A 26084-nucleotide genomic window follows, 5' to 3' on the forward strand; every position below is an offset into this window, starting at 1 on the left:
GATGGCATAGTGCCCAGTTATCCTTCGATAAAAAATAGCACAATAGTCGTCTCACATTGGCAACCTTAATTGAAATGTGAATACATCACGGATATCTCTAAGTGTTAAAGCGCCTCGGTGTAGCTCGGCAATATTTCTGGCAATGGACAAGCCGAGACCAGCTCCCGTTTGGATTCCCTCGCTTTTTCTTGAATAATCAACCTTATAAAAACGCTCAAATAGCCGGTCCACTTGTTCTTCTGATAGAGGGGTCCCTTTATTCTCAATTTCGATCATGCTGTATTCAGCATCAGCTATTAGCCGTACATGAATGCTGCCCTGGGTGTAGGAGTATTTTAAGGCGTTCATGAGCAAATTATCTATGGCCCTGGCGATCTTTTCACTGTCTATGAAGGTAACGACCGGGTTAACAGGAATGTCCTTGATAAGATATACTTTGTTTTCTTCAGCTAACGGTTCAAATTAAAACAATAATTGATTCAATAGCTGTGCCAAATCAACTCTCCTTAGATTTAACCGGGAGTCAACCGAAGTAAGCCGGGTGTATTCAAATAAATCATCCAGCAGCTTCTTCAAATGAAACGCTTTGTTATAAGTGTTCTGAACACGAAGAAGTTCAATATATCCAATAATACTTGTAAGAGGTGTACGTAAGTCATGCGAAATCCCCGTAATCATCTCCATCTTGGATTGTTCAACTTCCCGTTCTTTCTCAATTTGCTGTTGCAGACGCTCGGTCATTAGATTGATGTTAACAGCTACCCGGCCAAGCTCATCCTGACGGTTAACCGGTACCCGATAGTTCAAGTCACCTTCGGTAATCAGCTGAAGCCCTCTCTCCAAAATCTTTAAGTCTTTTACAATACGCTTTGTTAACAACAAAAAAGTAGAAATGAATATGACTGTAAAGAAGGGAGTAATAAAATAAGGAAATATATTTACCAGCCACTCCGTTTCCATACCATTTCCAACCTTAAAGACGAAATGAATAAAGGTGTTATTCATAGCAACGGCTATAATTAAGCTTAGTATCATTCTGATTAAAATATTGAGCTGGATCTTTTTTTTTCTCTATTTTTTCTCTCAAATTACGAATATGAACCATTACGGTATTGTCAGAATATCCATAGGGCTCTTTCCATACACTCTCATAAATCTGTTCCGAACTAAAAACCTGTCCCGGCCGGGTAGCAAGCAAAGTTACAATGGCAAACTCAATTGGAGTCAAAGAAATATCAAGTCCGTTTAATTTCACGGAATGTTTATTTTTATCGATGATCAGGTTTTTTATGATAAGTAACGAATTGAATTCATCCTTCCCGGTTAAGGACTGACGGCGTAATTGGGCTTTTACACGGGCTAATAGCTCCAGTGGATTGAACGGTTTGATCATGTAATCATCTGCCCCGGTAGTCAGACCGGTAATTTTATCAATGTCCTCCTGCTTGGCGGATAGCATAATGATTGGAGTATTGGATATTTCCCTTATTTTGAGGCAGGCTGTGATACCATCCATTTGAGGCATCATGACATCCAGAATGACCAGTTGGACAGGTGTTGTTTTTATAGCATCCAGCGCCTCCTGCCCATCTGCTTCTTCATTTGAAGTGAATATTGAAAGGCGATAAATAATCCTCCAGGTTTGAGGGACTTATAAATCTGTGCTCATCAATATTCGAATTTTTCATTGTTTCTACTAAATGAGCAGCATTACGATGGCATGAATAGTTAGGATATTCCGCTTTCAAGTTATTCCTCATCGTGGTATCCATCTCAAACAGCAGGACTTTAGTTGTGTTCGTTACCTTAGTATTCATTATACGGGTAATCGCACCTGTGCCTGATCCAAGCTCTGCAACTGCCTTAATCTCATACCAAGGTGCTTGATTTACCATGCTGCGTGCAAGGAATCGGGAACTTGGTGTAACGCTGCCCACCTGTTTTGGATCTTGGATAAAGCTTCGTAAGAATAAGTGATTTTCGTTTACTCCCATATGATTTTCCTCCATTGATTTCTGGGTTCTTAGCCAGCAAGAATCTCCTTCGCTCACTTCGATACAGAAATACTAACTAAAATTTCTGAGGAATTAGGTAGGAGAATTCTAAAGAATTTCTGAAGGGAGGGCCGGAATGTTTCGGAACACCGGGGGAGGGCTAGACTCTGCATGGATTAAAATTACATTTGAATGTCAAGTCGTGTTAATGATACAATGTGTGCGCAATGTAAAACGTTTAAATAGGGTGAAGGTATGAAGAAAATCGGAATTAAAGATATTGCCTTGCGCGCAAATGTATCCACCGCGATAGTATCATATGTGATGAATGGTACCCGTAATGTGAAGCCTGAGACGAAAGAGCGGGTCTTGAAGGTAATTGAAGAGTTTAATTACAGGCCTAATGCAATTGCCCAAAGCCTAAAGAGCAGAAGAACGAATACAATCGGAGTCATTGCGGAAGACATAACGGTCTTTAATACACCGGAAATTATTGATGGAATAAATGATTATGCGGAGCAACATGATATGCATATCCTGTTAACCAACCTGCGGCTGCAAAAAAAGGTAGGCTACAATTATGCGGATACCGCTGCCTACCAGAAGCATGCACAAAATGCGGTATCAGACCTGGTATCCAATCAGGTTGAAGGAATCGTATATATTGGCGTGCATCCCCGTGATTTAACGGGATTAATTCATACGAATGACAAGCCGATTGTCTATACGTATTGCTACGCGCAGAATGAGTGTTCTATTCAGTATAATGATGAACAGGCTTCCTATGATGCCATCCAGTATTTAGTCAGCAAAGGGCATTCCCGGATTGCGGTCATCAGCGGCTTAATGGATTCGATCCCTTCGAGACTGCGGTTTAACGGGTATTACAAAGCATTGACGGAGTTTCAGCTGTATTTCGACCCGCAGTTTATCAAAGTAGGCGACTGGGGGGGAGAGTCGGGTTATCAGCTATTAGGTGAGCTTATGGAATTGCCCGATCCGCCTACGGCTATTCTTGTGATGAACGATTTGATGGCTGCCGGTGCCCTGAGAGCTGCAGCTGAACGCGGGATCTCCGTACCTAGGGACCTGTCGGTTGTCGGCTTTGATAACCGGGAATTCAGCGCTTATCTGAATCCCAGAATTACAACGATGGATTTACCGCTGCATGATATGGGGATATTGGCGATGAAGGCTCTATGTAATAGGATTAGCGGAAATGAGGAGACAATAGAGGAACCTCCGTTATGCAAACTGATTGAGCGGGATTCTGTAGCCGGGCCAAGAACCTCTATTAAATAATAATTGCGGGAAGAGACTGTTCACATGAAGTGGACAGTCTCTTTACCTGCAGCAGCGATAAATGGCTTGCTGGCAATTTTACACTGTGGTAATATTAACCCAAAATCTAAACGTTTAAATTAAACCGATAGGAGTGAGAACTTGAGACTGCTTCGTAATGATACGTTTGAAGTAAACCTCTCAACAGAAGGAACGGTCGAATCCCTCCGTATGACAGATGATCCCGTAAGGATGAACTGGGTAATTGATGCAGGTTATGTCCAGGAGGCCGGCTACGCTCAGGAGCATAAGCCTTTTGGACAGTGGACGGCTATGGTTAATGATGAACGGATTGAAAGCGCTAACATGCAGCCCTACATTGAAGTTGCAGGTGATACATCGGCTACTGTAACCTTTGTGCATGATAAATTTAAAGTTCAATATGAATATCTGCTGAATAACAATGGAGAATGGACATGGAAGATCCGTTGTTCAAATCCAGCTGCAGCAGCCATCAGAATCAATGGATTTCACAGCTGGTTCTCTCTGGCCTATATCATGTTCCGTGATCGTGATGTCATGAGGAATATCAGGCATTCCTGTGCAGTATTTCCGCATATCGGCGGGGATTTCAGCAAATTTGCAGCAGTACGCAGAAGTAATGAGGCACCTCATCTGGCTATATACAGTACGGGGGAACGTATTGCTGCCTTTGGTACATATTGCAGTTATGTCAATCGTTTTCTGGAACAGGTCTCCCCGTCACTGGATGGAATGCTCTACCACAGGTTGTCATTTATTGAGGATGGAAGCTCGCTTGAGCAGTCGGCAGACAGTGATTGGATCTATGGCGGCTACGCACCTGTCACCTTAGAGCCTTATGGCGAAAGAGAATGGTCATTTGTGTTTACAACATTTAATGGGCAGGCGGATTTCTATACTAAAGCGCTCAAGTACGGACATCCGGGCTGGACCTACTCGTCCGTTACTACTACTGAAGGGAAATTTATTGCCGAAGTAGAATTGCCGGAACAGGAAACGCTGCAGTCGGTAAAAATGTATAGCGCAACCGGTGAAGCAGGCGTTGTTAACGAGACGGATATCTCAAGTGAATTCACAATCGTTCCCGCAGCAAAATCTAATCGGTTACGCGCAGTTCTGCCGCTGAAGTCAGCGGGGGAGATCAAGCTGGTTGCTCAGCTCAGTAACGGCAAATGTGATGTGCTAATCGGCAATGTCCTCGAGCCTGTTCATAAGATTCTTGAGAGACGGGCCGAATGGTTATGTGACAACAGCTTTAATACAGCCTCAGTAACCCGTCCCTATTCATTTCTGCCTTTATCCAATCAAGGAGAATCGCTTGGTAAATTAGCTTTCATTCTGATGAAGAATCTTCTATCGCCCCCTGTACCGGCACAAGTCAGAAAAGTAGAGCTGTCTGCTTTCCTTGATCTAAAATACCATTGGTTTGAACAGGGGGATTTCCTGCATCCCAAACCGCTTTACGGGTCCTTTTACCGTATATATGATTTTGACTATATCGGCCACGTGTATTATTTATTGTCCAAATTTGATCAATCATATTTATATTACGGAAGTCCGGAAATGTATCTGACTTGGGCCGCTCAGGTCATGTGTATGAGGCTGGACCCGGAGTGTCACCGGAATAAGCGTGAGCAGGAAGAATCGCAGCTTGTAGGGGTATTCATTCTGTATATTGCAGATTTGTTAGCGGACCTGAGGAAGAACGCATTAACGTATTGGCATGATAAGCTTAGCAAACTATGGTTAGCGCTGGTGGAAGGGCTGAAGCAGGGTGCGCAGGCGTATCAAGGAGCCGTGACGGAGCATTTCTATGATAATGCCGGTTTTGGACTTACCTGTGAAGCCTTATGCCTGGCTGGTTTAACCGATGAAGCTGAACGGTATGCCCCGCTGATTATTGCCAATATTGGATTCAGCAATGATTATAGAGCCAATGCTCCGGACCGCTGGTGGGAGGCCTTATCCTTCATGACGCATTCGTTATGGGGAGGATTGGTAGCGGGTGCCGCCCGGTCTTCTTATGAAACGATTGGAGATGCACGCCTGCTGGAAGCCGGTTACCGGGCAACAATGGCGATGTTTAACTGCTATGATTGGAATGTACATTCAACAACCCGCAAGCTTAAGCCCGGTGAGGCAGCTTCTACGTATAGCATTGCCGCCCCGAATTTAAATATGCCGGAGCTTTCCCGTAACCGCTTTGGCCAATCCATATTTAAGAAGTCGAGTGATCCGTTATTCAGCAGTCTGTTCTCCAATATTGAAGGGGACGACTGGGATATGGGAGAGGAGCTCGTCGCATATCTGCTCGGCTTTGGCTCAACCACCTATCTGTACACAGATAGCGAAGGAGAGCTGCGATGTGTAAATGGGTTGATTGAGCCGGCAGAGAAGGGCTGGGAGATTACAAGCTATGCTGCATATCCGGCCAGATATGTGATGCTGGAGCAAGGGCTGTCATTCGTTTCAACGGCAGGGGAAAGCCTCAAGAGTGTATTGTTTACCGGGGGGAAGTTTGAACGAGCATAAATTTAAACGTTTAACTAACTACACTGATTGAAAATTCATAAATATAGGTTGAAATAGTCGTTTTTCAATCTAAACTACGGGTGATATAATAAAGTAAGCGCTTCCTTAAAGGATTGGCTTTAAAATAAACTGGCGTTATTTATACGGTGAGTGGTTAACAGCGTAAAGAATGTCTTGAAAAGTCACTTTATTCGAATGGTTTTAGACTTTATGTTAAACGTTTAACTTTAAAGCCCGGGTTAAATGGATAGACATACAAATTCAAGCTAATTTCGAAGGGAGATCAGAGGCTATGAGAACAGGAAGGAAACTAGGGGCAGGTCTTATCCTGACTGCACTATTAGTAGGTGCAGCTGGATGCGGGGGCAATGAGGCTAATACAGACAATAACACAAGCACATCGTCACCCGGATCAGAAGCTACCAAAGCACCTGAAGCATCTGCCGAAAAGGTCAAAATTATTTACTCTATGTGGGGCAGCGCAGCTGAAGGGAATACAACCCAGGCGGTGGCAGACCGGTTCAATGCTTCCCAGGATAAAATTGAAGTGGAGGTGCAGGCGATTCCCTGGGAGAACTACATGACGAAATTGAATACGCTTGCAACAGCCGGACAGCTGCCGGATACAGGGATGCTGAAGGAAGACGGAGTCATTCAATGGTCCTCTGAAGGGATGCTGAATGATGTAAGTGCCATGTACGAGGGAAGCGACAGCAAGCCGCTGGACAGCCTGGCCTACAAATATCAGGGCAAGCCCGTAGCCTATGCGGCGGCCAATGAAATTCTCCTGCTCTACTATAATAAAGACATGTTCGATAAAGCGAACGTACCGTATCCTCCATCTGCACTGGATCAGGCCTGGACATGGGATCAATTCGTAGATGCCGCGAAGAAGCTGACGAATGATAAGAACGGCAAGCATCCCGGTGAGGATGGCTTCAATGCACAGAGCATCGTCCAGTTTGGGGCTTCTGTGGAGAATCTTCCGTGGCAGCTGGAAGCCTGGACACTCAGTAATGGCGGGGGCTTCTACTCCGAAGATGGTACAGAGGTTAAGGTCGGGGAGGATGCAAGCATTGAAGCTATTCAGCGGGTAGCTGATCTGTACCTGAAGGATCATGTTGCCCCGTTGTCCGTCGGACAGACCGATGATGGAATCCAGCGCACGATTATTGCCGGTACTGTTGCTATGGCAACTAATGGACAATGGAATGTAGGAACCAGCCTGAATACGGCAAAAGAAGAAGGACTGAACTATGGCGTAGCTGTACTGCCATATATGAAGGATAAAATCACCATCAGCACAGGCGGTGCCAATGTGGTATTCTCCCAAACCAAACATCCCAAAGAAGCGATGGAATGGCTGAAATGGTACAACTCCGAAGAAAACAACTGGGAACTCATCTCTTCAGGTATTTGGATGCCAACGCTGGATAAATGGTATAAGGATGAAGCACTTACCCGCAAATGGGTAGAGAATCCAAACTTCCCTCCGTATGACGAATATAAGTCAGCCGTTGTCGATTATGCGCAGTCTCCTGCCGCGCGACCTGCTGCATGGTTCTATACGAACTATACAACGGACTTTAATACGCTGCTCGGATCAATACTGGGAGATGTCTGGACCGGTAAGACAACGGCCAAGGATGCGATCTCCAAGAATCTGGAGGCTTTGAAGGCGGCTCATACAGGCAATCAATAATAGGGCAGGGGGATAACCGCCGGTATTCTGGAAGCGGTGGTTATCCCCCTAACCATGAGGTGGGGAGCAAGGTATGGAAACCATTAAGATGAAAACCATTAATCCACTGCAGAAGCGGCGTTCCCGGATTTTTTCAGCCGAGGCGCGTGTTGCTTATATCTGTTTGATTCCTGCTTTTCTGGGATTAATCTTCCTGACGTATTTGCCGCTTGTCGGTGTGCTGGGCATCAGCTTGACGAATTGGACCGGACTCAAGAGCCCTGTGTTCATTGGCTTGGACAATTACATCAAAATTTTCACCACCGATCCTTACATTAAAGACTCGATTATCTCGACGATCTATTTTGCAGCGCTATCTGTAACCGGAAGCATGATTTATTCCCTGTTTATTGCGCTGCTGCTGAACCGGAAAATTCCGGCGAGGGGATTTTTCAGAGCTGTGTTCTATGTGCCTTATGTGCTGCCGGCTGCAGCGATTTACGTAGGATGGTCTTGGCTGTACGAGGGGAATTTCGGATTCTTTAACTATGTCCTCTCTGAGCTGGGACTGAACAAAATTCTGTTTATTGCAGATTCCAGCTTTGTCGTCCCTTCTCTCTCCCTGATCTCAGTCTGGCTGGCGGGGAACCTGATTGTTATCTTTCTGGCGGGGCTGCAGAACGTTCCGGTGGTCTACCATGAAGCAGCGGAAATGGACGGTGCGGGCGGATGGCACCGCTTCCGGCACATTACCATTCCGTGTATGACACCGATTATTTTCTACAACCTGTTGATGTGCCTGATCGCCAACCTTCAAGTTGTAACACCTGCGCTGGCGTTAACGAATGGCGGCCCGGGCAACTCTTCGCGGTTCCTGACCTATCTGATGTATGATCAGGCATTTGTAAATTACAGGCTGGGTTATGCCTGCGCAACGACCCTGATTATTTTTGCCATACTGGCTGTCTTTACTACGGTGTTGTTTAAGACCTCGGGCCGGTGGATCTACAATGAAGGAGGCGATGACAAATGAGCACAGCGGCATACGGCAGACTTAGAAGCAGGAAACGCAGAGACAGAACCCTGAACATTATAACTTTTGCCGTCGTCATCCTTTTCGCCATCCTGGCTATCTTCCCGATCTGGTGGATTTTCCGCACATCGCTTATGACGAACGCTGAGATCTACAAATATCCGCCTTCGCTGATCCCGGACAACTGGCTGTTCTCCAATTATGAGAAGACCCTGCAGGTATTTAAATTCTGGAAGTACCTATGGAATACGATGGTGATTATCGTCCCTTCCTGTCTGGCAGGTACATTTACGGCTACGCTCTGCGGATATGCCTTTGCAAGACTGCGTTTTCGCGGCAAAAACCTGATCTGGGCACTATGTGTGGGGTCCATGCTGCTGCCTGCGATGGTTACGCTTATTCCCCTCTATATCGGCTGGACGCGGGGGCTGGGCTTCAGTGACAGTTATTGGCCTTTGATACTTCCGTATTTCTGCGGCGGCGGTGCGTTCAATATCTTCCTGATCCGCCAGTTTATTATGTCGATCCCGCGGGAGCTTGATCAAGCAGCAACCATCGACGGTGCCGGATATTTCCGCATCCTGTTCAATATCATCATGCCTGCCATCAAGCCGGCTATGATCGTCGTCGCGTTGTTTATCTTCATCACACTATGGAATGATCTGCTCCAGCAGATGATTTATATTAATTCAAGCGATAAATATACGATAGCCCTTGGACTTACCAATTTCCGGGGCCAGCTGAAGAGCGACTGGTCTTTAACGATGGCTGCAACCTGCTTATCCTTCGCTCCGGGCGTCATTTTCTACTTAATCGGTCAAAGGTATTTCGTAGAGGGTATTACCCTTACCGGCTTAAAGAATTAGTCTGTTCCCCTTATACAAAGGATTGTTAATACGACATGTATACAGGAGGTTATGATGACCATCATTTCTAAGAAAATGAGGCCGCTGGCGATCGCGCTGCTGCTGGTCTTTCAAACGCTGCCTCTGGAGGTTAGTGCTTCGCCTTCGGCTTCGGTGAGCGCAGTAAAGGATGAAATCTCCAATGCCAGCCTGTCTGCCAAAGTCGGAGATCTGGGACAAATTGAGGAGTTGTATATTAACAATAACCCTGCCAATAAACAGGGGGAACCAATCAACTTCGTGCTGCCTAACACTACATCGCCGCAAAATGGGATCCAGCACCAGTGGATGGGTGAAATGCTCTTTTCATACCGTACCGGTGCCAGTGAAGTATTTCCTGATAACAGGGATGGCTTCGTAGAAGTAGACACCAATAAAACACTGGCCGCCGGGGGATCTACGCAATATTCGGCGATCAATCCGGATAACCCCTATATAGACAAATCGGCTTCAGCAGACGGGAAAAAGGTCGAAGTCAATTATATCGGACAGAACCTGGACTCTACCGCCCAGCGGGTGATGAAAGGCTTCGATGTGAAGTCTGTCTTCGATATGGAGACGGATGACGGTTCATTGCTATGGGAAATTACCGTGAAGAACAAGAGCAGCCAGTATATCGAATTCGGGGATATCGGCTTGCCTATGCCTTGGAATAATAAATACCAGACCTTATCAGATACCTATGATGACCGTGTGACTGTGCATAATTTCGCTGGCGCCGACAGCGGGTATTCTTATGCTATCCGCACCAGCGGGGAAGGGAATTTCATGCTGTTCACCCCGGTGCCGGATAGCGGCGCGCGCATCGAGTATGTAGATTATTGGATGCATGAAGCAGGAGAACAGCGTGCTGCGGATACATTCGCGAACTGGACAGGCGACAGCGGCGGCTGGTATCCGGGGCTGAATGTTCTGTATATCCACTCCAAGGACATCCAGAAAACCGGCCGCGGATACTTCACCGATGCTTCCAGCCTGGTGCTGGCACCTGATCAGGAGAAGACGTATAAGTTCAAATTCTCAGCGGTACGGGCCGGCGACAACACGCCGCAGGAAAGTGCCCAAAGTCCGAATAACCGTTCAACTTCGATGGAAGACCGGGAGACTAACCTCCGGTCCATCCTGTACAAATCAGGCATCATTGATGCCGTAGCGGTGCCGGGCTTCCAGACAGCGATCAATATGCCTGTGAAGCTGGATCTGCACTATGATGACAGTATCGTTGATGTACAGTCGATCGATATTCAGAATGTGGACGAGAATGACCCGTTTGACGAAGCGCATATCCCGGATATCAAGCCCGGCAAGAGCAGGGAGGATATGGTCGATAATTCCCGGACCGGCCGCGGGCTTCCAGACGGGAATGCGGGCTACGCAGAATCGTCCCAGTTTGTGGAGACCAAGATTGTGAATGGCGAACAGCATCATATCTATTCCCTTCAGTTTGGCTCCATCGGCAATAACAGCGTGCGTGTGGAGTATAAGCTGAAGGCCGGTAATGAATGGGTGGATAAATTCACCCAGTATGAATTCAATGTTCTGGCCGAGCTGGATGCCACTTCGGAAGCCCATTCCGGGTTTATGGCCGGGCAAACACAGGACAAGGACCCGGAAAGTGCGACTTACGGCAACTACTTCGACTGGTATCTTACAAGTGGTATTGACCTGAGCACAAGCCACTGGGGAGATGACTGGAGCCATGATAACATCAACTTCATGACCATGAAGAACTACCTTGCTCCGGATCCCGATGAAATCCGCTCCATTGAGAATTACCTGATTGACTTCATGTGGGAACGGTTCATGAAGAATACGCAGGACAGTTATATCGTTGCGAACTGGCTGAAGGATTCCGGTGCGTACACCGATAAAGACAAGCCTTATACACGAACGTTCTCCGAGATCATGGAAGCGACCGGATTCTTCAATATGTACCGGATTCAGAAGGCGTATCCCAATCTGATCGAGTACCGGGAATCTCCGCAGTTCTATCTGGAGAAGGCTTATAACATCTATTATAAGCGTGTTTCCACTGGAGCCATCGGCTTCTATGGCGAGCAGCAGATTCCGGATATCATTGAAGCCCTGAAAGAAGAAGGAATGCCGGCCGAGTCAGCCAATCTGCAGAAGAAGTTTGCCCTCGATAAGGGACGGAATATGACTTACGCCAATTATCCTTACGGGTCGGAATTTGAATATGATAATACCGGCGAGGAAGGGGCCTATGCTGCAGCTAAGGCGCTGCGTACCTACTACCCTGCGGACGGGCGTGCAGAAGCAGCTGAGGCAAGTATGGAAATGGCCGACTGGAAAACCCGTGCCATGCGCGGTATTCAGCCTACCTGGTTCCATTACTCTGTGCCGGTCTTCCGCGGCGGCGAAGGCTGGTGGAATTTCCAATATACGGCGTCATTAGCCGGATACATTATGGATGACTGGCTCCGCTATGAGGATGACGGCAGGTCCGTGGAGCAGACCGCGATTGCGCAGCAGCGCAACTATGCGGCGAAGCTTTCGAACTTCAATGCCGTCAACATGGGGCAAATCACGGCGGATTCTGTTGGCAGCACCTCCTGGAGATATTCGATGTATAAAGGAGGCACCGGCACCAAGGACGTATACGATGGCGGCTCGCGCGTCATGCATAACGGCTGGAATGATTTTTCCGGTGAATCTGAGGAAGGCCTCTATGGCTCTTTGCTAAGCATCAGCTCCGATATTGTGACAGATCCGGTATTCGGACTGTTCGGATATGGCGCTCAGGTCACTGACGATGGCGTCAGCTACCACATTACGCCTAAGGACGGTTTCGGTAAGCGGATCAATCTGATCGACGAGAACATCTATCTGGCTCTGGAAAGCGATAAAATTGAACGTGCACAAATTCAAAAAGACGGCAAGGGATTTACGCTGCAGCTCCTGAATCCTACTGAAAAGGAGCATGCTTCGCGGATTACGTTCGACGGATCAGGAATGGAGAATGGCTATTATAACCTCAAGCTGAATGGCGCAGCTGCCGGGCAGTTCTATGTGAAGAGCAATAAAGGCGTGGCGATGTTCCAGATGGACAGGGCGGCGAGTGCTGAATTGACCATTGAAAAGTCAGCCGGTGGCGAAAATGCAGCTCCGCAGATGACTGCAGAGCTGGCGACGCAAACTCCGCAGGCACTGATTCCATTTATGCTGAACGGGATTGTGACCGATGACGGCGCGCCGGAAGGGAAACTGACCTACACATGGGAAGTCGTCAGCACGCCTGAAGGCGGCAAGCTGAGCTTCAATCATCCGAAGGCAAGCATTACACAGGCTACCGGTTCCAAAGAAGGCTCGTATACGGTTAAGCTTAGTGTGAGTGACGGGCAGAAGAGCGGTTCCGGCCAAGTGACCTTCGAGCTGGCTGCACCGCCGGAGAAACAGCCTCCGGCTATTGGCCAGGTGACTGCGGCCCAGGATGTTGCCAATAACAGTATTGTGGTGTTGTCCGGCGCGGCAACTCCAGATCCGGTACACAGTGCGGAAGCTGAGTCCAAGCTGACGTATACATGGGCTGTTAAGCAACAGCCGGATGGGACAGCGGACATTTCCTTTGTAGGCGGCGACAAAGCAGTGGCTTATGCCCGTGTAAGCAAGGCAGGCACGTATGTGTTTACCTTCACTGCGGCAGACGGAGACAAGTCAGCCAGCAAGGATGTAACGATTGAGATTAAGGAAGATACCGTTGATGCCTACCGTGCACTCAGTGTAGTGACCAGGAAGGATACCGCCCCGGTACTTCCCGGACAGGTGAATATTCTGTCCGGGGACGGATATAGTGAGAGGGAAATTGCCTGGGAGGCAATTGATCCGGGCAGCTATGCGGGTACAGGCCAGTTCGAAGCGAAGGGTACAGTCCAAGGCAGTGAGCTGGAGGTACGGGTCACCGTATATGTCGTGAATACAGGGCTGCAGAATGCGGCGCCGACAGCCAAAGCCTCTGCCAGCTTCTCCGGCGGCGACGGGTATCCGGAAGCGATGAATAACGGCATTGACCCTAAGAGCTCGGCAGATTTCTCACCGAACCGCGGTGCCGTGAACAGCGCATGGCATAACTGGGGAAGAGAAGGAGATCCGGCATGGGTGACGTATGAATGGGATCAGCCATTCCTGGCCTCTTCCATGGATGTCTATGTGTTCCAGGACGGCGGCGGAAACTTCCGTCCGAAGGATATGCAGTTAATGCTTCGCGATGAGAACGGGAAATGGTATACCCCGAGGGGCTTGAAGGGACTTGGCAACGAGCTTAATAAATACAATACAACCACCTTTGAGCCTGGCTATATTACAGGGGTCCGCATCGACATGAAGCCTTCTGTTAATGGCTCCGGTATTCTGGAATGGAAGGTATACGGATACACAGGGGCGGCAGATAAGTCAGAGCTGGTTAAGGTATATAACTATGTAAATACATTAAATGCTTCAAACTTTATAGATCCGGGTCTTGCGCCGGTTGATGCAGCGAAGGCGGAAGCTTCCGCTGTGATCAAGAATATGAATGCCACAGCCGGGGAAATTTCCCAGGCACTTGAGAAACTGCTGGCCGATCTGCGTCTGCTCAGTCCGCGTGATGGCAATATGGCTTTCTTGGCGAATCCTTCTTCCAGTTACACCTCACCGTGGGAGAGTCTGGCTGCGGTAAATGACGGGAAGAAAGATAGCGGCAGCATCCCGCACTGGGGAACATGGGGCCACGAAGGTGCAGAGGAATGGGTGCAATATGAATGGCCGCAGGGTGCTGCCATCCAAAGCTCCAACCTGGTGCTGTGGTCTGATGCGGGCGGGATCATGCCGCCTACTAAGGTTGTGTATTCCTATATCCCGCTTGATAGTGTCACCAATGAATGGGTGACAGCCGGTACGGTAACCGGTGGCATCAAGGTGGTTGACCATACTCCGGGGGAATCCTCGAACCCGTATACGTTTGATTCCGTACTGGAGGTTAAGGCACTGCGGGTTACCCTGACCAAGCAATCCGCGGCAGGAGATAACGGCGTTGGCCTGTGGGAATGGGAGGTTATACAGGCCGCATCCAATCCTGATCGCCCTGCACCGGTAACTCCCGCAGGGGTTGCACCATCTATTCTCCATGGAGATGACGGCAAGCTGACTGGTGTGACCACAGAAATGGAGTATAAGAAGGAAGGCGCAGGAGAATATACTGCAATCACTGGAACCGAGATTACGGGCCTCACCGCCGGCAAATATTATGTCCGGTATATGGAGACAGGTTCGCTGAGTGCCAGCCTGGATAAGGAAGTTATCATTCCGGAAGGGCAGATACAGGAACAGGACGCACCGGATTCAAGAGGGTGGGTGATCACGCACGCCAATTCGGATAACGGAGCAAAGGGGATCATCGAGGGCGTAAACGGCACCATGGAATACCGGAAGCTTGGCGATGAGAACTATGTGCCTGTTACCGGTACAAGTATCGGTGATCTGGAGCCGGGCAGCTATCAGATCCGGTACGCGGCGGCAGAAGGGCTGCAAGCAAGCCCGCCGGTAATTGTGGACATCCGCAATGAGGCCAAGGAAGACAGAGATGCCCCATCAGCAGATGGCCTGGTGATTACGCCGCCTGCAGCGGCAGGCGGAAACGACGGGAAGATTGACCATGTGACTGCCGATATGGAATACCGCAGGGTGGATGGCGGACTATTCATCCCGGTCAGTGGAACCAGCATTGAAGGTCTGGAGGCCGGGAGTTATGAACTCCGGTACGCCGGGACGGATACCAGCAATCCAAGCTCTGTGATCCTGATCGTAGTTCCTGACGGAACCAAGCAGGAACAGAATCCACCGGACGGGACAGAGGTCAAAGGTGTGGATGTCAGTGCAAGCGGCGCTAAGGACGGCAAGATCACCGGTGTGAATCCGGCGATGGAATACCGGCAGGAGGGAGGAGACGCTGGCAGCTGGATGGCCATCATAGGTGAAGAGGTTACAGGTCTTGGCAGCGGAACCTACGAAGTGAGAATGAAGGAAACGGCAACTCATTATGCGAGTCCATCCCTTACAGTCGTCATCAGCAATCCTGCTGTAGACCCTGGACCGACTGCAACGCCGGATCCAACCCCATTGCCAACCTCTACACCAACGCCAAAACCGGCGCCTACATCTGCACCAGCGGATGCTGCAGCACCGGTCAAGACACCTTCGCCGACTCCTGTAACCATCAAAGTCGAAGGACATTTGATTAAGGTTGAGGCACCAACGGCGGATCCGGCATCCGGTATAGCCAAAGCGGCCACAATCCGGCAGGATGATATTAATAAGGCGCTGGAGCATGCGCAAGCAGACAGCAGGAATGTTAAGACGGTTAGAGTGGTAATACCGGAAGCAGAGGGAGCAAGTGCCTATGTGGTTGAGCTTCCCGCAGCTGCACTAGCCTCTGCTATAGGAAATATCAGGATAGAAGTTGCTACGGAAATCGGCACAATTATAGTGCCCTCCAATATGCTGGAGAGTATAGGAGCGGGCGCCCAGGGTGTGGAACTGACACTTAGCCGGGCGGATGCTTCCAAGCTTGATCCAGCGGCAAAAGCCATGATTGGCAGCAGACCTGTTATTGAATGGGCTGTCCAAATGGATGGGGTGGCAGTAGCAGCCAATAACCTGAATGCACCGGCAGAGATCAGACTGCCATATGCTTCAGGTGCTGAAGAATTGGCAAACGCCAAATATTTAGCTGTATCGTATATTGATGCAAACGGCAAGCTTGTTCAGATCGACAATGCTGAATACGATGCTGCCGGGCAGGTCATGGTATTTACAGCGGCAAATGCCGGTGAATATGCAATTGTGTATACCAGGAAGAGCTTCAATGATGTAATCAAGGATTCGTGGTATGCGGCAGCGGTTGAAACGATGGCGTCCAAAGGCTTCATTGAAGGAATATCTGAGGCAACCTTCAATCCCGGCAACAAGATTACAAGAAGTGAGTATCTGGCCTGGCTGGTAAGGACACTGGAGCTTACTGCGGAATATAGCACAAACTTCAGTGATGTTGAGCGTACAGACCGCTATTATAATGAAATTGGAATCGCCAAAGTGCTTGGAATCGCATTGGGCTCGAACGGCAGCTTCCAGCCGGACACGGAAATTACAAGACAGGATATGGCTGTGCTGACCATGCGGGCCTTGCGGGCAGCAGGCAGAACCCTGCAGGCCGGTACAGCTGAGGATCTCAAGAAATTTACAGATGGCTCTAATGTAGCAAAGTACGCAGCGGGCGATATGGCTGCAATGGTTAAGAGGGGCTTCGTCAACGGGCGGGGGAATGAAAGCCTGAGTCCTGGCGGGACGACAACCAGAGCAGAAGCTGCTCAGGTTCTGTATAAGATTTTTTTACAGCAGTAATATAGTTAAGTAAGCGGCCTTGATTTACATCTTGTTGATTGGCAAAAGCCCGCACCCGTGGCCTAACTGGCTTGGGAGCGGGCTTTTAACTCATATAAGCTCCTGATCATTCTCATTCTCTGTATAGATGGAGATCAGCACGATTGCTGTCTCCTCGCCAATATTTTTGACTAAGTGAGGTGTACAGGCGTTCCAGCTAAAGGAATTACCCTCAGCAAACTCAGCTCCGTCCTCCCCTTGTTCGGCGTATATTCTTCCTCTAATGACCACATGTACTTCCTGTCCTTCATGCGTATGAGGGGCATCCCCGATCATGACACCGGGAGGAAACTCTACAATCGACATCCGTACGTTTTTGGTGGAACTGAGATGTTCTACTTCTGGGCCTGGGCGATATTCTCCAGCGTGGTAACGGCGGGATTCAGCTTGGAAAGCTGCTTATGGGAGCAAATCCGGCTGGGCAGGGAAGGGACTATTCCATTTAAGGAAACATCTGCTTGTCTACTTTTCATAACAATCTTGGTAAGGTAGGATGATAGCTATTCATAAGAGGTGGTAAATTGTCATGCTTAAAAAACACTGCTTGTTCTGCGATCAGATTGTCCCGATTACAGCTGAAGGCGATTACGACGGGTATGCAGACTGCTCCTGTTCACCCGGGGGGTTCTATAACCTGCTGAGAGACAGCTATGAATCCATACTTTCGTTCTCACAACAACAGAAACGTGAAATGCTTCATTTGGTATCGGCGTATATCCGGGAGAAGACAGATTGTGGTGAGAGGGTCACTCTAAGTGCTGGGGACTTGGATTCTATTCTGAATTCTCCGGCTATTCCTGTGACCCTTGAAGATAAAGGAAACCGACTGCTGCAATATCTGTATAGACATTCCGAGGGTCCGGGGGAGCCGGTTGTCATTCAACCCCTTTCCAGCAGCTATAACCTGACCTACTCTCCCAATCTGCAAGAACTGGTCTATATCATCGATAAGCTGAGAAGTGAGGAGTTGCTGATAAGGGAAGGTATGACCTTTAAGCTTACCGCGCAGGGATGGGGCGAAGCCGCTGCAATCACCGGAGGTGGAAAAATAAAGCAATGCGTCGTTCTTCTGCCGAATGAGGAGGAATTACGCACGGAGTGGCTGGATAAGCTGCTGCCTAAGATCGAGCAGTATGGCTATCTACCCCGCGTGCTTGCACAGGAAGGCGAAGAATATTCTTTGAAGCCTATAGCGGACAGCAAGCTGATTATCGCCGATGTAACCGGTCAGTCCCCTGCGGTGTATTTTGCAGCGGGATATGCGCTTGGTTTGAACGTCCCGGTGGTTTGGACTGTTAAGAGCGAGGATGCTGATAAACTTTGGGTACACCTGCAAGAAATCCGTCCCCTCGTCTGGGATACAGCTGAAGATCTAGTGGTGCTACTCCAGCAGAAGTTGAGTTTATAGAAGAGCCCCGTTACAAAGGTTTAAAGTTTGAAGCCGATATAATAGACAAGCACACTGGAGAATCGATCATGCGGAATTCTCAGCTACATGATAAATACAGAGATTATATTGAGGCAAAGAAAAAGAAGCAGCTATAAGAAGAAATCTGCTATGCTAGTTTTAAAATAATGCTTGCAATGAATATCTATACATGATATATTCTATTTCTGGCCGCGAAACATCAACGCCGAGCTCGAAAAGAAGTTGAAAAAAGAGCTTGCATTGAACGGCTGGATATGATATATTATAAGAGTTGCTGGTGACGCGGTAAGCGGCGCTGACAACGAGCTTGATCTTTGAAAACTGAACAACGAGTGAGTATCGGAAATCACGAAAGTGACTTCCAAAAATGATGAGTTTCACAGCGTCTTGTACGCTTTGGAAATCTCATCGTGAGAATGAAAATTCTCGTCAGATGTTTCAAAATGAGCAATCGCTCTTTCTAAATACAATTTGGAGAGTTTGATCCTGGCTCAGGACGAACGCTGGCGGCATGCCTAATACATGCAAGTCGAGCGGAGTAAGAATGGAAGCTTGCTTCCATTCTTACTTAGCGGCGGACGGGTGAGTAACACGTAGGCAACCTGCCCTCAAGACTGGGATAACTACCGGAAACGGTAGCTAATACCGGATAATTTCTTTCCTCTCCTGAAGAGAGAATGAAAGGCGGAGCAATCTGCCACTTGGGGATGGGCCTGCGGCGCATTAGCTAGTTGGTGGGGTAACGGCTCACCAAGGCGACGATGCGTAGCCGACCTGAGAGGGTGAACGGCCACACTGGGACTGAGACACGGCCCAGACTCCTACGGGAGGCAGCAGTAGGGAATCTTCCGCAATGGGCGAAAGCCTGACGGAGCAATGCCGCGTGAGTGATGAAGGTTTTCGGATCGTAAAGCTCTGTTGCCAGGGAAGAACGTCCGGTAGAGTAACTGCTACCGGAGTGACGGTACCTGAGAAGAAAGCCCCGGCTAACTACGTGCCAGCAGCCGCGGTAATACGTAGGGGGCAAGCGTTGTCCGGAATTATTGGGCGTAAAGCGCGCGCAGGCGGTCATTTAAGTCTGGTGTTTAAACCTTGGGCTCAACCTGGGGTCGCACTGGAAACTGGGTGACTTGAGTACAGAAGAGGAAAGTGGAATTCCACGTGTAGCGGTGAAATGCGTAGATATGTGGAGGAACACCAGTGGCGAAGGCGACTTTCTGGGCTGTAACTGACGCTGAGGCGCGAAAGCGTGGGGAGCAAACAGGATTAGATACCCTGGTAGTCCACGCCGTAAACGATGAGTGCTAGGTGTTAGGGGTTTCGATACCCTTGGTGCCGAAGTTAACACAGTAAGCACTCCGCCTGGGGAGTACGGTCGCAAGACTGAAACTCAAAGGAATTGACGGGGACCCGCACAAGCAGTGGAGTATGTGGTTTAATTCGAAGCAACGCGAAGAACCTTACCAGGTCTTGACATCCCGATGAAAGCATTAGAGATAGTGCCCCTCTTCGGAGCATTGGAGACAGGTGGTGCATGGTTGTCGTCAGCTCGTGTCGTGAGATGTTGGGTTAAGTCCCGCAACGAGCGCAACCCTTGACTTTAGTTGCCAGCAGGTGAAGCTGGGCACTCTAGAGTGACTGCCGGTGACAAACCGGAGGAAGGTGGGGATGACGTCAAATCATCATGCCCCTTATGACCTGGGCTACACACGTACTACAATGGCCGGTACAACGGGAAGCGAAACCGCGAGGTGGAGCCAATCCCAGCAAAGCCGGTCTCAGTTCGGATTGCAGGCTGCAACTCGCCTGCATGAAGTCGGAATTGCTAGTAATCGCGGATCAGCATGCCGCGGTGAATACGTTCCCGGGTCTTGTACACACCGCCCGTCACACCACGAGAGTTTACAACACCCGAAGTCGGTGGGGTAACCCGCAAGGGAGCCAGCCGCCGAAGGTGGGGTAGATGATTGGGGTGAAGTCGTAACAAGGTAGCCGTATCGGAAGGTGCGGCTGGATCACCTCCTTTCTATGGAGAATCGTCACCTGCAACGGTGACATTCAAATCGGAAGCGTAAGCTTCCAAAACGAACCTTAGGGTTCAAACACTCACTCGTTGGTCAGTTTTGAGAGTTTAAGCTCTCATCTTTACACTGTCTGAATTTTCGAACATCACAGTCGTGATTGTCCCGAAATTTCAGCACCTTGATCCTTGAAAACTGGATACCGAAACGAATTTGCGTTTTAGAACATCTTTTAGCTGAAACTTGTGTAAGCAAGTTGAAATAGTTATTAGTTGCTACAGCGATTTTCCTAACGGAAAACGCATTGGTTAAGCTAATAAGAGCACACGGAGGATGCCTAGGCGCCAGGAGCCGACGAAGGACGTGGCGAACAACGAAACTGCCTCGGGGAGCTGTAAGCAAGCTTTGATCCGGGGGTGTCCGAATGGGGAAACCCAGCTGTGGTAATTCGCAGTTACTCGTATCTGAATACATAGGATACGCAGAGGCAGACCAGGGGAACTGAAACATCTAAGTACCCTGAGGAAGAGAAAACAATAGTGATTCCGTCAGTAGCGGCGAGCGAACGCGGAACAGCCTAAACCAAGGGGCTTGCCTCTTGGGGTTGTGGGACGTCTCACATGGAGTTACAAAGGAATATGGTAGGCGAAGAGGTCTGGAAAGGCCCGCGATAGAGGTAAAAGCCCTGTAGCCTAAACTGTGTTCTCTCCGAGACGGATCCCGAGTAGTGCGGGGCACGTGAAACCCCGTATGAATCCAGCAGGACCATCTGCTAAGGCTAAATACTACCTGGCGACCGATAGTGAAACAGTACCGTGAGGGAAAGGTGAAAAGCACCCCGGAAGGGGAGTGAAATAGAACCTGAAACCGTGTGCTTACAAAAAGTCAGAGCCCGATCTATGGGTGATGGCGTGCCTTTTGTAGAATGAACCGGCGAGTTACGTTTAACATGCAAGGTTAAGGTGAGAAGCCGGAGCCGCAGCGAAAGCGAGTCTGAATAGGGCGAATGAGTATGTGGACGTAGACCCGAAACCGTGTGATCTACCCCTGTCCAGGGTGAAGGTGCGGTAACACGCACTGGAGGCCCGAACCCACGCATGTTGAAAAATGCGGGGATGAGGTGGGGGTAGCGGAGAAATTCCAATCGAACTCGGAGATAGCTGGTTCTCCCCGAAATAGCTTTAGGGCTAGCCTCGGTGAATGGAGTGGTGGAGGTAGAGCACTGATTGGGTGCGGGGCCCGCAAGGGTTACCAAGCTCAGTCAAACTCCGAATGCCATTAACTTCTTGCCGGGAGTCAGACAGTGAGTGCTAAGATCCATTGTCAAAAGGGAAACAGCCCAGACCATCAGCTAAGGTCCCCAAGTGTGTGTTAAGTGGGAAAGGATGTGGAGTTGCACAGACAACCAGGATGTTGGCTTAGAAGCAGCCACCATTGAAAGAGTGCGTAATAGCTCACTGGTCGAGTGACTCTGCGCCGAAAATGTAACGGGGCTAAACACACCACCGAAGCTATGGCTAGATACTTTGTATCTGGGGTAGGGGAGCGTTGTATGCAGGTTGAAGGTGTACCGTAAGGAGCGCTGGACAGCATACAAGTGAGAATGCCGGTATGAGTAACGAAAAGATCAGTGAGAATCTGATCCGCCGAAAGCCCAAGGTTTCCTGAGGAAGGCTCGTCCGCTCAGGGTAAGTCGGGACCTAAGGCGAGGCCGAAAGGCGTAGTCGAAGGACAACAGTTTGAAATTACTGTACCACCGTAATCCGCTATGAGCGATGGGGTGACGCAGGAGGGTAGTGACGCGGACTGATGGATATGTCCGTCTAAGCAGTGAGGCTGATGTGTAGGCAAATCCGCACATCACTAAGGCTGGGCTGTGATGGGGAGCGAAAATTGTAGTAGCGAAGGTCATGATCTCACACTGCCAAGAAAAGCCTCTAGCCAGGAGAAGGTGCCCGTACCGCAAACCGACACAGGTAGGCGAGAAGAGAATTCTAAGGCGCGCGGAAGAACTCTCGTTAAGGAACTCGGCAAAATGACCTCGTAACTTCGGGAGAAGAGGTGCCTCGGTAGGGTGAATAGCCCGAGGGGGCCGCAGTGAAAAGGCCCAAGCGACTGTTTAGCAAAAACACAGGTCTGTGCGAAGCCGCAAGGCGAAGTATACGGGCTGACGCCTGCCCGGTGCTGGAAGGTTAAGGGGAGTGGTTAGGGGTTAAACCCGAAGCTGTGAACCGAAGCCCCAGTAAACGGCGGCCGTAACTATAACGGTCCTAAGGTAGCGAAATTCCTTGTCAGGTAAATTCTGACCCGCACGAATGGCGTAACGACTTGGGCGCTGTCTCAACGAGAGATCCGGTGAAATTTTAATACCTGTGAAGATGCAGGTTACCCGCGACAAGACGGAAAGACCCCATGGAGCTTTACTGCAGCTTGATATTGAATTTGGGTACGATCTGTACAGGATAGGTGGGAGCCGTTGAGGCAGGAGCGCAAGCTTCTGCGGAGGCGCCGTTGGGATACCACCCTGATCGTATCTAGGTTCTAACCTAGTGCCCTAATCGGGTACGGGGACCGTGTCAGGCGGGCAGTTTGACTGGGGCGGTCGCCTCCTAAAGAGTAACGGAGGCGTTCAAAGGTTCCCTCAGAATGGTTGGAAATCATTCGCAGAGTGCAAAGGCATAAGGGAGCTTGACTGCGAGACCTACAAGTCGAGCAGGGACGAAAGTCGGACTTAGTGATCCGGTGGTACCGCATGGAAGGGCCATCGCTCAACGGATAAAAGCTACCCTGGGGATAACAGGCTTATCTCCCCCAAGAGTCCACATCGACGGGGAGGTTTGGCACCTCGATGTCGGCTCATCGCATCCTGGGGCTGAAGTAGGTCCCAAGGGTTGGGCTGTTCGCCCATTAAAGCGGTACGCGAGCTGGGTTCAGAACGTCGTGAGACAGTTCGGTCCCTATCTGTCGTGGGCGCAGGAAATTTGAGAGGAGCTGTCCTTAGTACGAGAGGACCGGGATGGACGTACCGCTGGTGCATCAGTTGTTCCGCCAGGAGCATGGCTGAGTAGCTACGTACGGACGGGATAAGCGCTGAAAGCATCTAAGCGTGAAGCCCCCCTCAAGATGAGATTTCCCAACTAGTAAGACCCCTTGAAGACGACGAGGTAGATAGGTTGGAGGTGGAAGTGCAGCAATGCATGGAGCTGACCAATACTAATCGGTCGAGGGCTTATCCAAATTTTTAATACGCAGATTCGTTTCGGATTCAGTTTTCAGGTGATCAAGCCTGTACGCCATGAAATTTCATTCACACATCCGTGATGAACCGAATTTCAAGCGGCAGCGTCTGTTTCACAGACGCATGTTTGGTGGCGATAGCGGAGGGGTTCCACGCGTACCCATCCCGAACACGACCGTTAAGCCCTCCAGCGCCGATGGTACTTGGACCGAAGGGTCCTGGGAGAGTAGGACGCCGCCAAGCACATGAAGCCATTGTTGAGTAATCGACAATGGCTTTTTTGTTGCGTTTGGCGCCACTTGTATAACCATAGAATCCATAAGTACACTGTGAAATGTCATGTACACTCTGAAATCTGATATGATAAAGGTTAAATAGTTAACGGAACATTTTGCTACTACAGGAATCAGGAGGATATTTAGTAGATGGCTCATATATTAGTAGTTGAAGATGAACAGCCGATCAGCGATTTGATAACCATGAATCTTAAGCTGGTTGGACACACGTATTCCAAAGTGTATACCGGCTCAGAGGTTGGAGGAATGCTGGAACAGGAGCGGACGGATCTTATCCTGCTCGATGTGATGCTTCCCGGTCTCGACGGGTTTGAAGTGATGCAGCAGATCGCTCCTTTGCGGATTCCGGTCATTCTGATTACGGCCAAAAATGCACTCTCCGACCGCATCAGAGGCTTCGAGCTGGGTGCGGAGGATTATATAATCAAACCGTTTGAAATTCTGGAGCTGCTGGCCCGGATTAACGTTGTGCTGCGCAGGAATGAACAGGCTGCCCCTGCTTTTATTTGCGATGCGGTGGAAGTCAGGTTTCCGGAACGGCAGGTCCGGGTAGATCAGCAGCCGGTTGATTTGACCACCAGAGAATTTGAGCTGCTCGAAGTACTGATACGTAACCGGAATATCGCCCTTTCGAGAGAAAAGCTGCTGGAGCTGGCCTGGGGTTATGACTTTGCCGGAGACACCCGCACCGTGGATGTTCATATCCGCCAGCTGCGCAAAAAGCTCGGCTGGGAAGAACGGATCAAAACTGTATTCAAGCTGGGCTACCGCCTGGAAGTTCAGGTCTAGCCATGCGGTTCTGGCATAAGATTCTGCTCGCCGTCCTGGTTCTCTTCATAGCCGCTCTTGATGTAAGTGTGATAATGGTGATGAAAAAAAGCTGGCAGCTGAATATGGATAGCGAAACCAGGCGTGCGGCCAGTGAACAGCTGCTCATCACCAACAATATATACGAGAATCTGGATTCGATCCGGACACGTGGCCTAACCCTCACCCCTGCACTGATGGTCAGTGTGGCTAAGTCGTATGGGGAACACTACCGCAAACAGGGAATAGGACTGGAGTTGCGGGAGGACGGACAGCTTATCTACCCCAATCAGGCAGGGAAGAGCGCTGTGCAGGATGAGCATGTGATGACGCTGGCTATGCCGCTCCCTGCTCCTTATCAGCATCTGGAGCTGACTTACAAGCGCGACATCAGCGGGCTGTATGCCCAGCAGCAGGAGCTTAACCGCTTTTTCGTAATGATTAACTGGATCGTCGGTCCATTGCTGGTGCTGCTGCTCTACCTTCTGATCCGGCACCTGACGAGGCCCCTCAAGCTGCTGTCCGAGACGACCAAAACGATTGCCGAAGGAAACTATTCTAACCGTGTGGAGCTGAACAGCAGGGATGAATTCGGGGAGCTGGCCTTCAACTTTAACCGGATGGCTGCTGTGGTGGAGCAGCGGATGACAGACCTTGCAGGCATGGCTGAGGATAAACAGCGGATGGTTGATAATCTTGCCCATGAACTGCGGACGCCGCTGACCAGTATGCAGGGATTTGCTGAACTTCTCACCTCGGCGAATATTGGCCAGGAAGATCAGGTCAAGGCCGGTCACTATATTTTAACTGAGACTGTCCGGCTCAAGAATCTGGCCTTCAAGCTGCTTGATTTGTCCGTTCTGCGGCATCAGCCACTGGTGCAGGCAGAGGTGAATGTGGCAGCCCTGTTCCAGGAGGTAGCGCAGACCGAGCTGCAGAAGGCAGCAGAGCACGGATTACTGCTGCAGATGGACAGCTCTATTCCCGCCGTGTGGGGAGATGCGGATCTTCTGGCATCCTTTCTGGTAAATCTGATTGAGAATGCCATTCCTGCCTCCCGGCCAGGCAGCATCATCCGCCTGCTGGCTTTTCAGCAGAACGGTGAAGGGGTGCTGGAAGTGCAAGACAGCGGAGCCGGCATGACGGAAGAGCAGAGTAAGCGTGCGTTCGAGCCGTTCTACCGCGCAGACCCGGCACGTTCGCGGACCTACGGCAATGCTGGCCTCGGCCTGTCCTTGTGCCGGCAGATTGCCGAGGCGCATGAGGCCAGGGTTGAGCTGCATTCTGTCCTTGGACAAGGGACCAGCATCCGCCTCTTTTTACAACTCCATAACAACTGCCCCTCTACTCTATAACATCCCGGGATTAAGGTATAGACAGAGTTAGTATCT

13 protein-coding genes, 3 rRNA genes and 1 pseudogene are annotated in these 26084 nt (G+C 49.7%); 12 read left to right on the plus strand and 5 right to left on the minus strand.

All coding sequences use genetic code 11. The annotated features are described in order from the left end of the window. Positions 1-51 precede the first annotated feature (51 nt). The 3 genes and pseudogenes from NYE33_RS36455 to NYE33_RS09255 form a co-directional block, all read right to left on the minus strand. A pseudogene (locus NYE33_RS36455) lies at positions 52-1035 on the minus strand (HAMP domain-containing sensor histidine kinase). Further along, positions 998-1633: a response regulator transcription factor gene (locus NYE33_RS09250; protein ID WP_340948876.1), complete on the minus strand. Its 636-nt coding sequence runs from the start codon at positions 1631-1633 to the stop codon at positions 998-1000. The pseudogene NYE33_RS36455 and the gene NYE33_RS09250 overlap by 38 nt, the downstream one beginning before the upstream one ends. Beyond that, the gene (locus NYE33_RS09255) at positions 1599-2009 is read right to left on the minus strand and encodes a hypothetical protein (RefSeq protein WP_341065531.1); all 411 of its coding nucleotides are present in this window, start codon (positions 2007-2009) and stop codon (positions 1599-1601) included. Before NYE33_RS09255 ends, NYE33_RS09250 begins: the two co-directional genes overlap by 35 nt. A gap of 240 nt (positions 2010-2249) precedes the next feature. Here NYE33_RS09255 and NYE33_RS09260 point away from each other — a divergent pair, with 240 nt between their 5' ends. From NYE33_RS09260 to NYE33_RS09285, 6 genes are all read left to right on the plus strand, one after another. Then, positions 2250-3296: a LacI family DNA-binding transcriptional regulator gene (locus tag NYE33_RS09260; RefSeq protein ID WP_042139912.1), complete on the plus strand. Its 1047-nt coding sequence runs from the start codon at positions 2250-2252 to the stop codon at positions 3294-3296. 141 nt (positions 3297-3437) lie between these two features. After that, positions 3438-5849: a hypothetical protein gene (locus tag NYE33_RS09265; RefSeq protein ID WP_341065534.1), complete on the plus strand. Its 2412-nt coding sequence runs from the start codon at positions 3438-3440 to the stop codon at positions 5847-5849. Positions 5850-6141: 292 nt separating this feature from the next. Beyond that, positions 6142-7551 (plus strand): ABC transporter substrate-binding protein, encoded by a 1410-nt coding sequence (locus tag NYE33_RS09270; protein ID WP_042139909.1) that lies wholly within the window; start codon positions 6142-6144, stop codon positions 7549-7551. Positions 7552-7624: 73 nt separating this feature from the next. Continuing rightward, positions 7625-8563, plus strand: a complete 939-nt coding sequence (locus tag NYE33_RS09275; RefSeq protein WP_231575227.1) for a carbohydrate ABC transporter permease — start codon at positions 7625-7627, stop codon at positions 8561-8563. Then, positions 8560-9429 carry a carbohydrate ABC transporter permease gene (locus NYE33_RS09280; protein ID WP_336101583.1) on the plus strand — a complete coding sequence of 290 codons (870 nt, stop codon included), beginning with the start codon at positions 8560-8562 and terminating at the stop codon, positions 9427-9429. The genes NYE33_RS09275 and NYE33_RS09280 overlap by 4 nt, the downstream gene beginning before the upstream one ends. Before the next feature lie 51 nt (positions 9430-9480). Then, positions 9481-16863: a DUF5695 domain-containing protein gene (locus NYE33_RS09285; protein ID WP_341065537.1), complete on the plus strand. Its 7383-nt coding sequence runs from the start codon at positions 9481-9483 to the stop codon at positions 16861-16863. 90 nt (positions 16864-16953) lie between these two features. Here NYE33_RS09285 and NYE33_RS09290 read toward each other — a convergent pair whose 3' ends face one another. Together NYE33_RS09290 and NYE33_RS09295 are read right to left on the minus strand one after the other, a co-directional pair. After that, entirely contained in the window at positions 16954-17208 is a 255-nt protein-coding gene (locus NYE33_RS09290; protein ID WP_341065538.1) for a cupin domain-containing protein, read from the minus strand. A gap of 29 nt (positions 17209-17237) precedes the next feature. After that, positions 17238-17375 carry a hypothetical protein gene (locus NYE33_RS09295; RefSeq protein WP_341065540.1) on the minus strand — a complete coding sequence of 46 codons (138 nt, stop codon included), beginning with the start codon at positions 17373-17375 and terminating at the stop codon, positions 17238-17240. A gap of 53 nt (positions 17376-17428) precedes the next feature. Between NYE33_RS09295 and NYE33_RS09300 the strand changes: the two genes are divergently transcribed. From NYE33_RS09300 to NYE33_RS09325, 6 genes are all read left to right on the plus strand, one after another. Next, positions 17429-18310, plus strand: a complete 882-nt coding sequence (locus NYE33_RS09300; protein WP_341065541.1) for a hypothetical protein — start codon at positions 17429-17431, stop codon at positions 18308-18310. Between the two features lie 489 nt (positions 18311-18799). After that, a 16S ribosomal RNA gene (locus tag NYE33_RS09305) occupies positions 18800-20357 on the plus strand. 301 nt (positions 20358-20658) lie between these two features. Beyond that, positions 20659-23589, plus strand: a 23S ribosomal RNA gene (locus NYE33_RS09310). A gap of 127 nt (positions 23590-23716) precedes the next feature. Beyond that, positions 23717-23833: ribosomal RNA gene (gene rrf, locus NYE33_RS09315) — 5S ribosomal RNA — on the plus strand. The 16S, 23S and 5S rRNA genes sit together here, the layout of an rRNA operon. A gap of 182 nt (positions 23834-24015) precedes the next feature. Continuing rightward, a complete protein-coding gene (locus tag NYE33_RS09320) occupies positions 24016-24675 on the plus strand; it encodes a response regulator transcription factor (protein ID WP_171720202.1) in 660 nt (219 codons plus the stop codon). A gap of 104 nt (positions 24676-24779) precedes the next feature. Then, the gene (locus NYE33_RS09325; RefSeq protein ID WP_341065544.1) at positions 24780-26048 is read left to right on the plus strand and encodes a sensor histidine kinase; all 1269 of its coding nucleotides are present in this window, start codon (positions 24780-24782) and stop codon (positions 26046-26048) included. Positions 26049-26084: the final 36 nt, after the last annotated feature.

It is taken from the genome of Paenibacillus sp. FSL R10-2199 (assembly GCF_038000235.1).
Classification (GTDB): domain Bacteria; phylum Bacillota; class Bacilli; order Paenibacillales; family Paenibacillaceae; genus Paenibacillus_AQ; species Paenibacillus_AQ phytohabitans.

Excerpts from the sequence above, each read along its gene's own strand:
- NYE33_RS09255 (WP_341065531.1), bottom strand. The coding sequence starts at position 2,009 with ATGGAGGAAAATCATATGGGAGTAAACGAAAATCACTTATTCTTACGA.
- NYE33_RS09260 (WP_042139912.1), top strand. The coding sequence starts at position 2,250 with ATGAAGAAAATCGGAATTAAAGATATTGCCTTGCGCGCAAATGTATCC.
- NYE33_RS09270 (WP_042139909.1), top strand. The coding sequence starts at position 6,142 with ATGAGAACAGGAAGGAAACTAGGGGCAGGTCTTATCCTGACTGCACTA.
- NYE33_RS09275 (WP_231575227.1), top strand. The coding sequence starts at position 7,625 with ATGGAAACCATTAAGATGAAAACCATTAATCCACTGCAGAAGCGGCGT.
- NYE33_RS09280 (WP_336101583.1), top strand. The coding sequence starts at position 8,560 with ATGAGCACAGCGGCATACGGCAGACTTAGAAGCAGGAAACGCAGAGAC.
- NYE33_RS09285 (WP_341065537.1), top strand. The coding sequence starts at position 9,481 with ATGATGACCATCATTTCTAAGAAAATGAGGCCGCTGGCGATCGCGCTG.
- NYE33_RS09290 (WP_341065538.1), bottom strand. The coding sequence starts at position 17,208 with ATGTCGATTGTAGAGTTTCCTCCCGGTGTCATGATCGGGGATGCCCCT.
- NYE33_RS09295 (WP_341065540.1), bottom strand. The coding sequence starts at position 17,375 with ATGAAAAGTAGACAAGCAGATGTTTCCTTAAATGGAATAGTCCCTTCC.
- NYE33_RS09300 (WP_341065541.1), top strand. The coding sequence starts at position 17,429 with ATGCTTAAAAAACACTGCTTGTTCTGCGATCAGATTGTCCCGATTACA.
- NYE33_RS09320 (WP_171720202.1), top strand. The coding sequence starts at position 24,016 with ATGGCTCATATATTAGTAGTTGAAGATGAACAGCCGATCAGCGATTTG.
- NYE33_RS09325 (WP_341065544.1), top strand. The coding sequence starts at position 24,780 with ATGGATAGCGAAACCAGGCGTGCGGCCAGTGAACAGCTGCTCATCACC.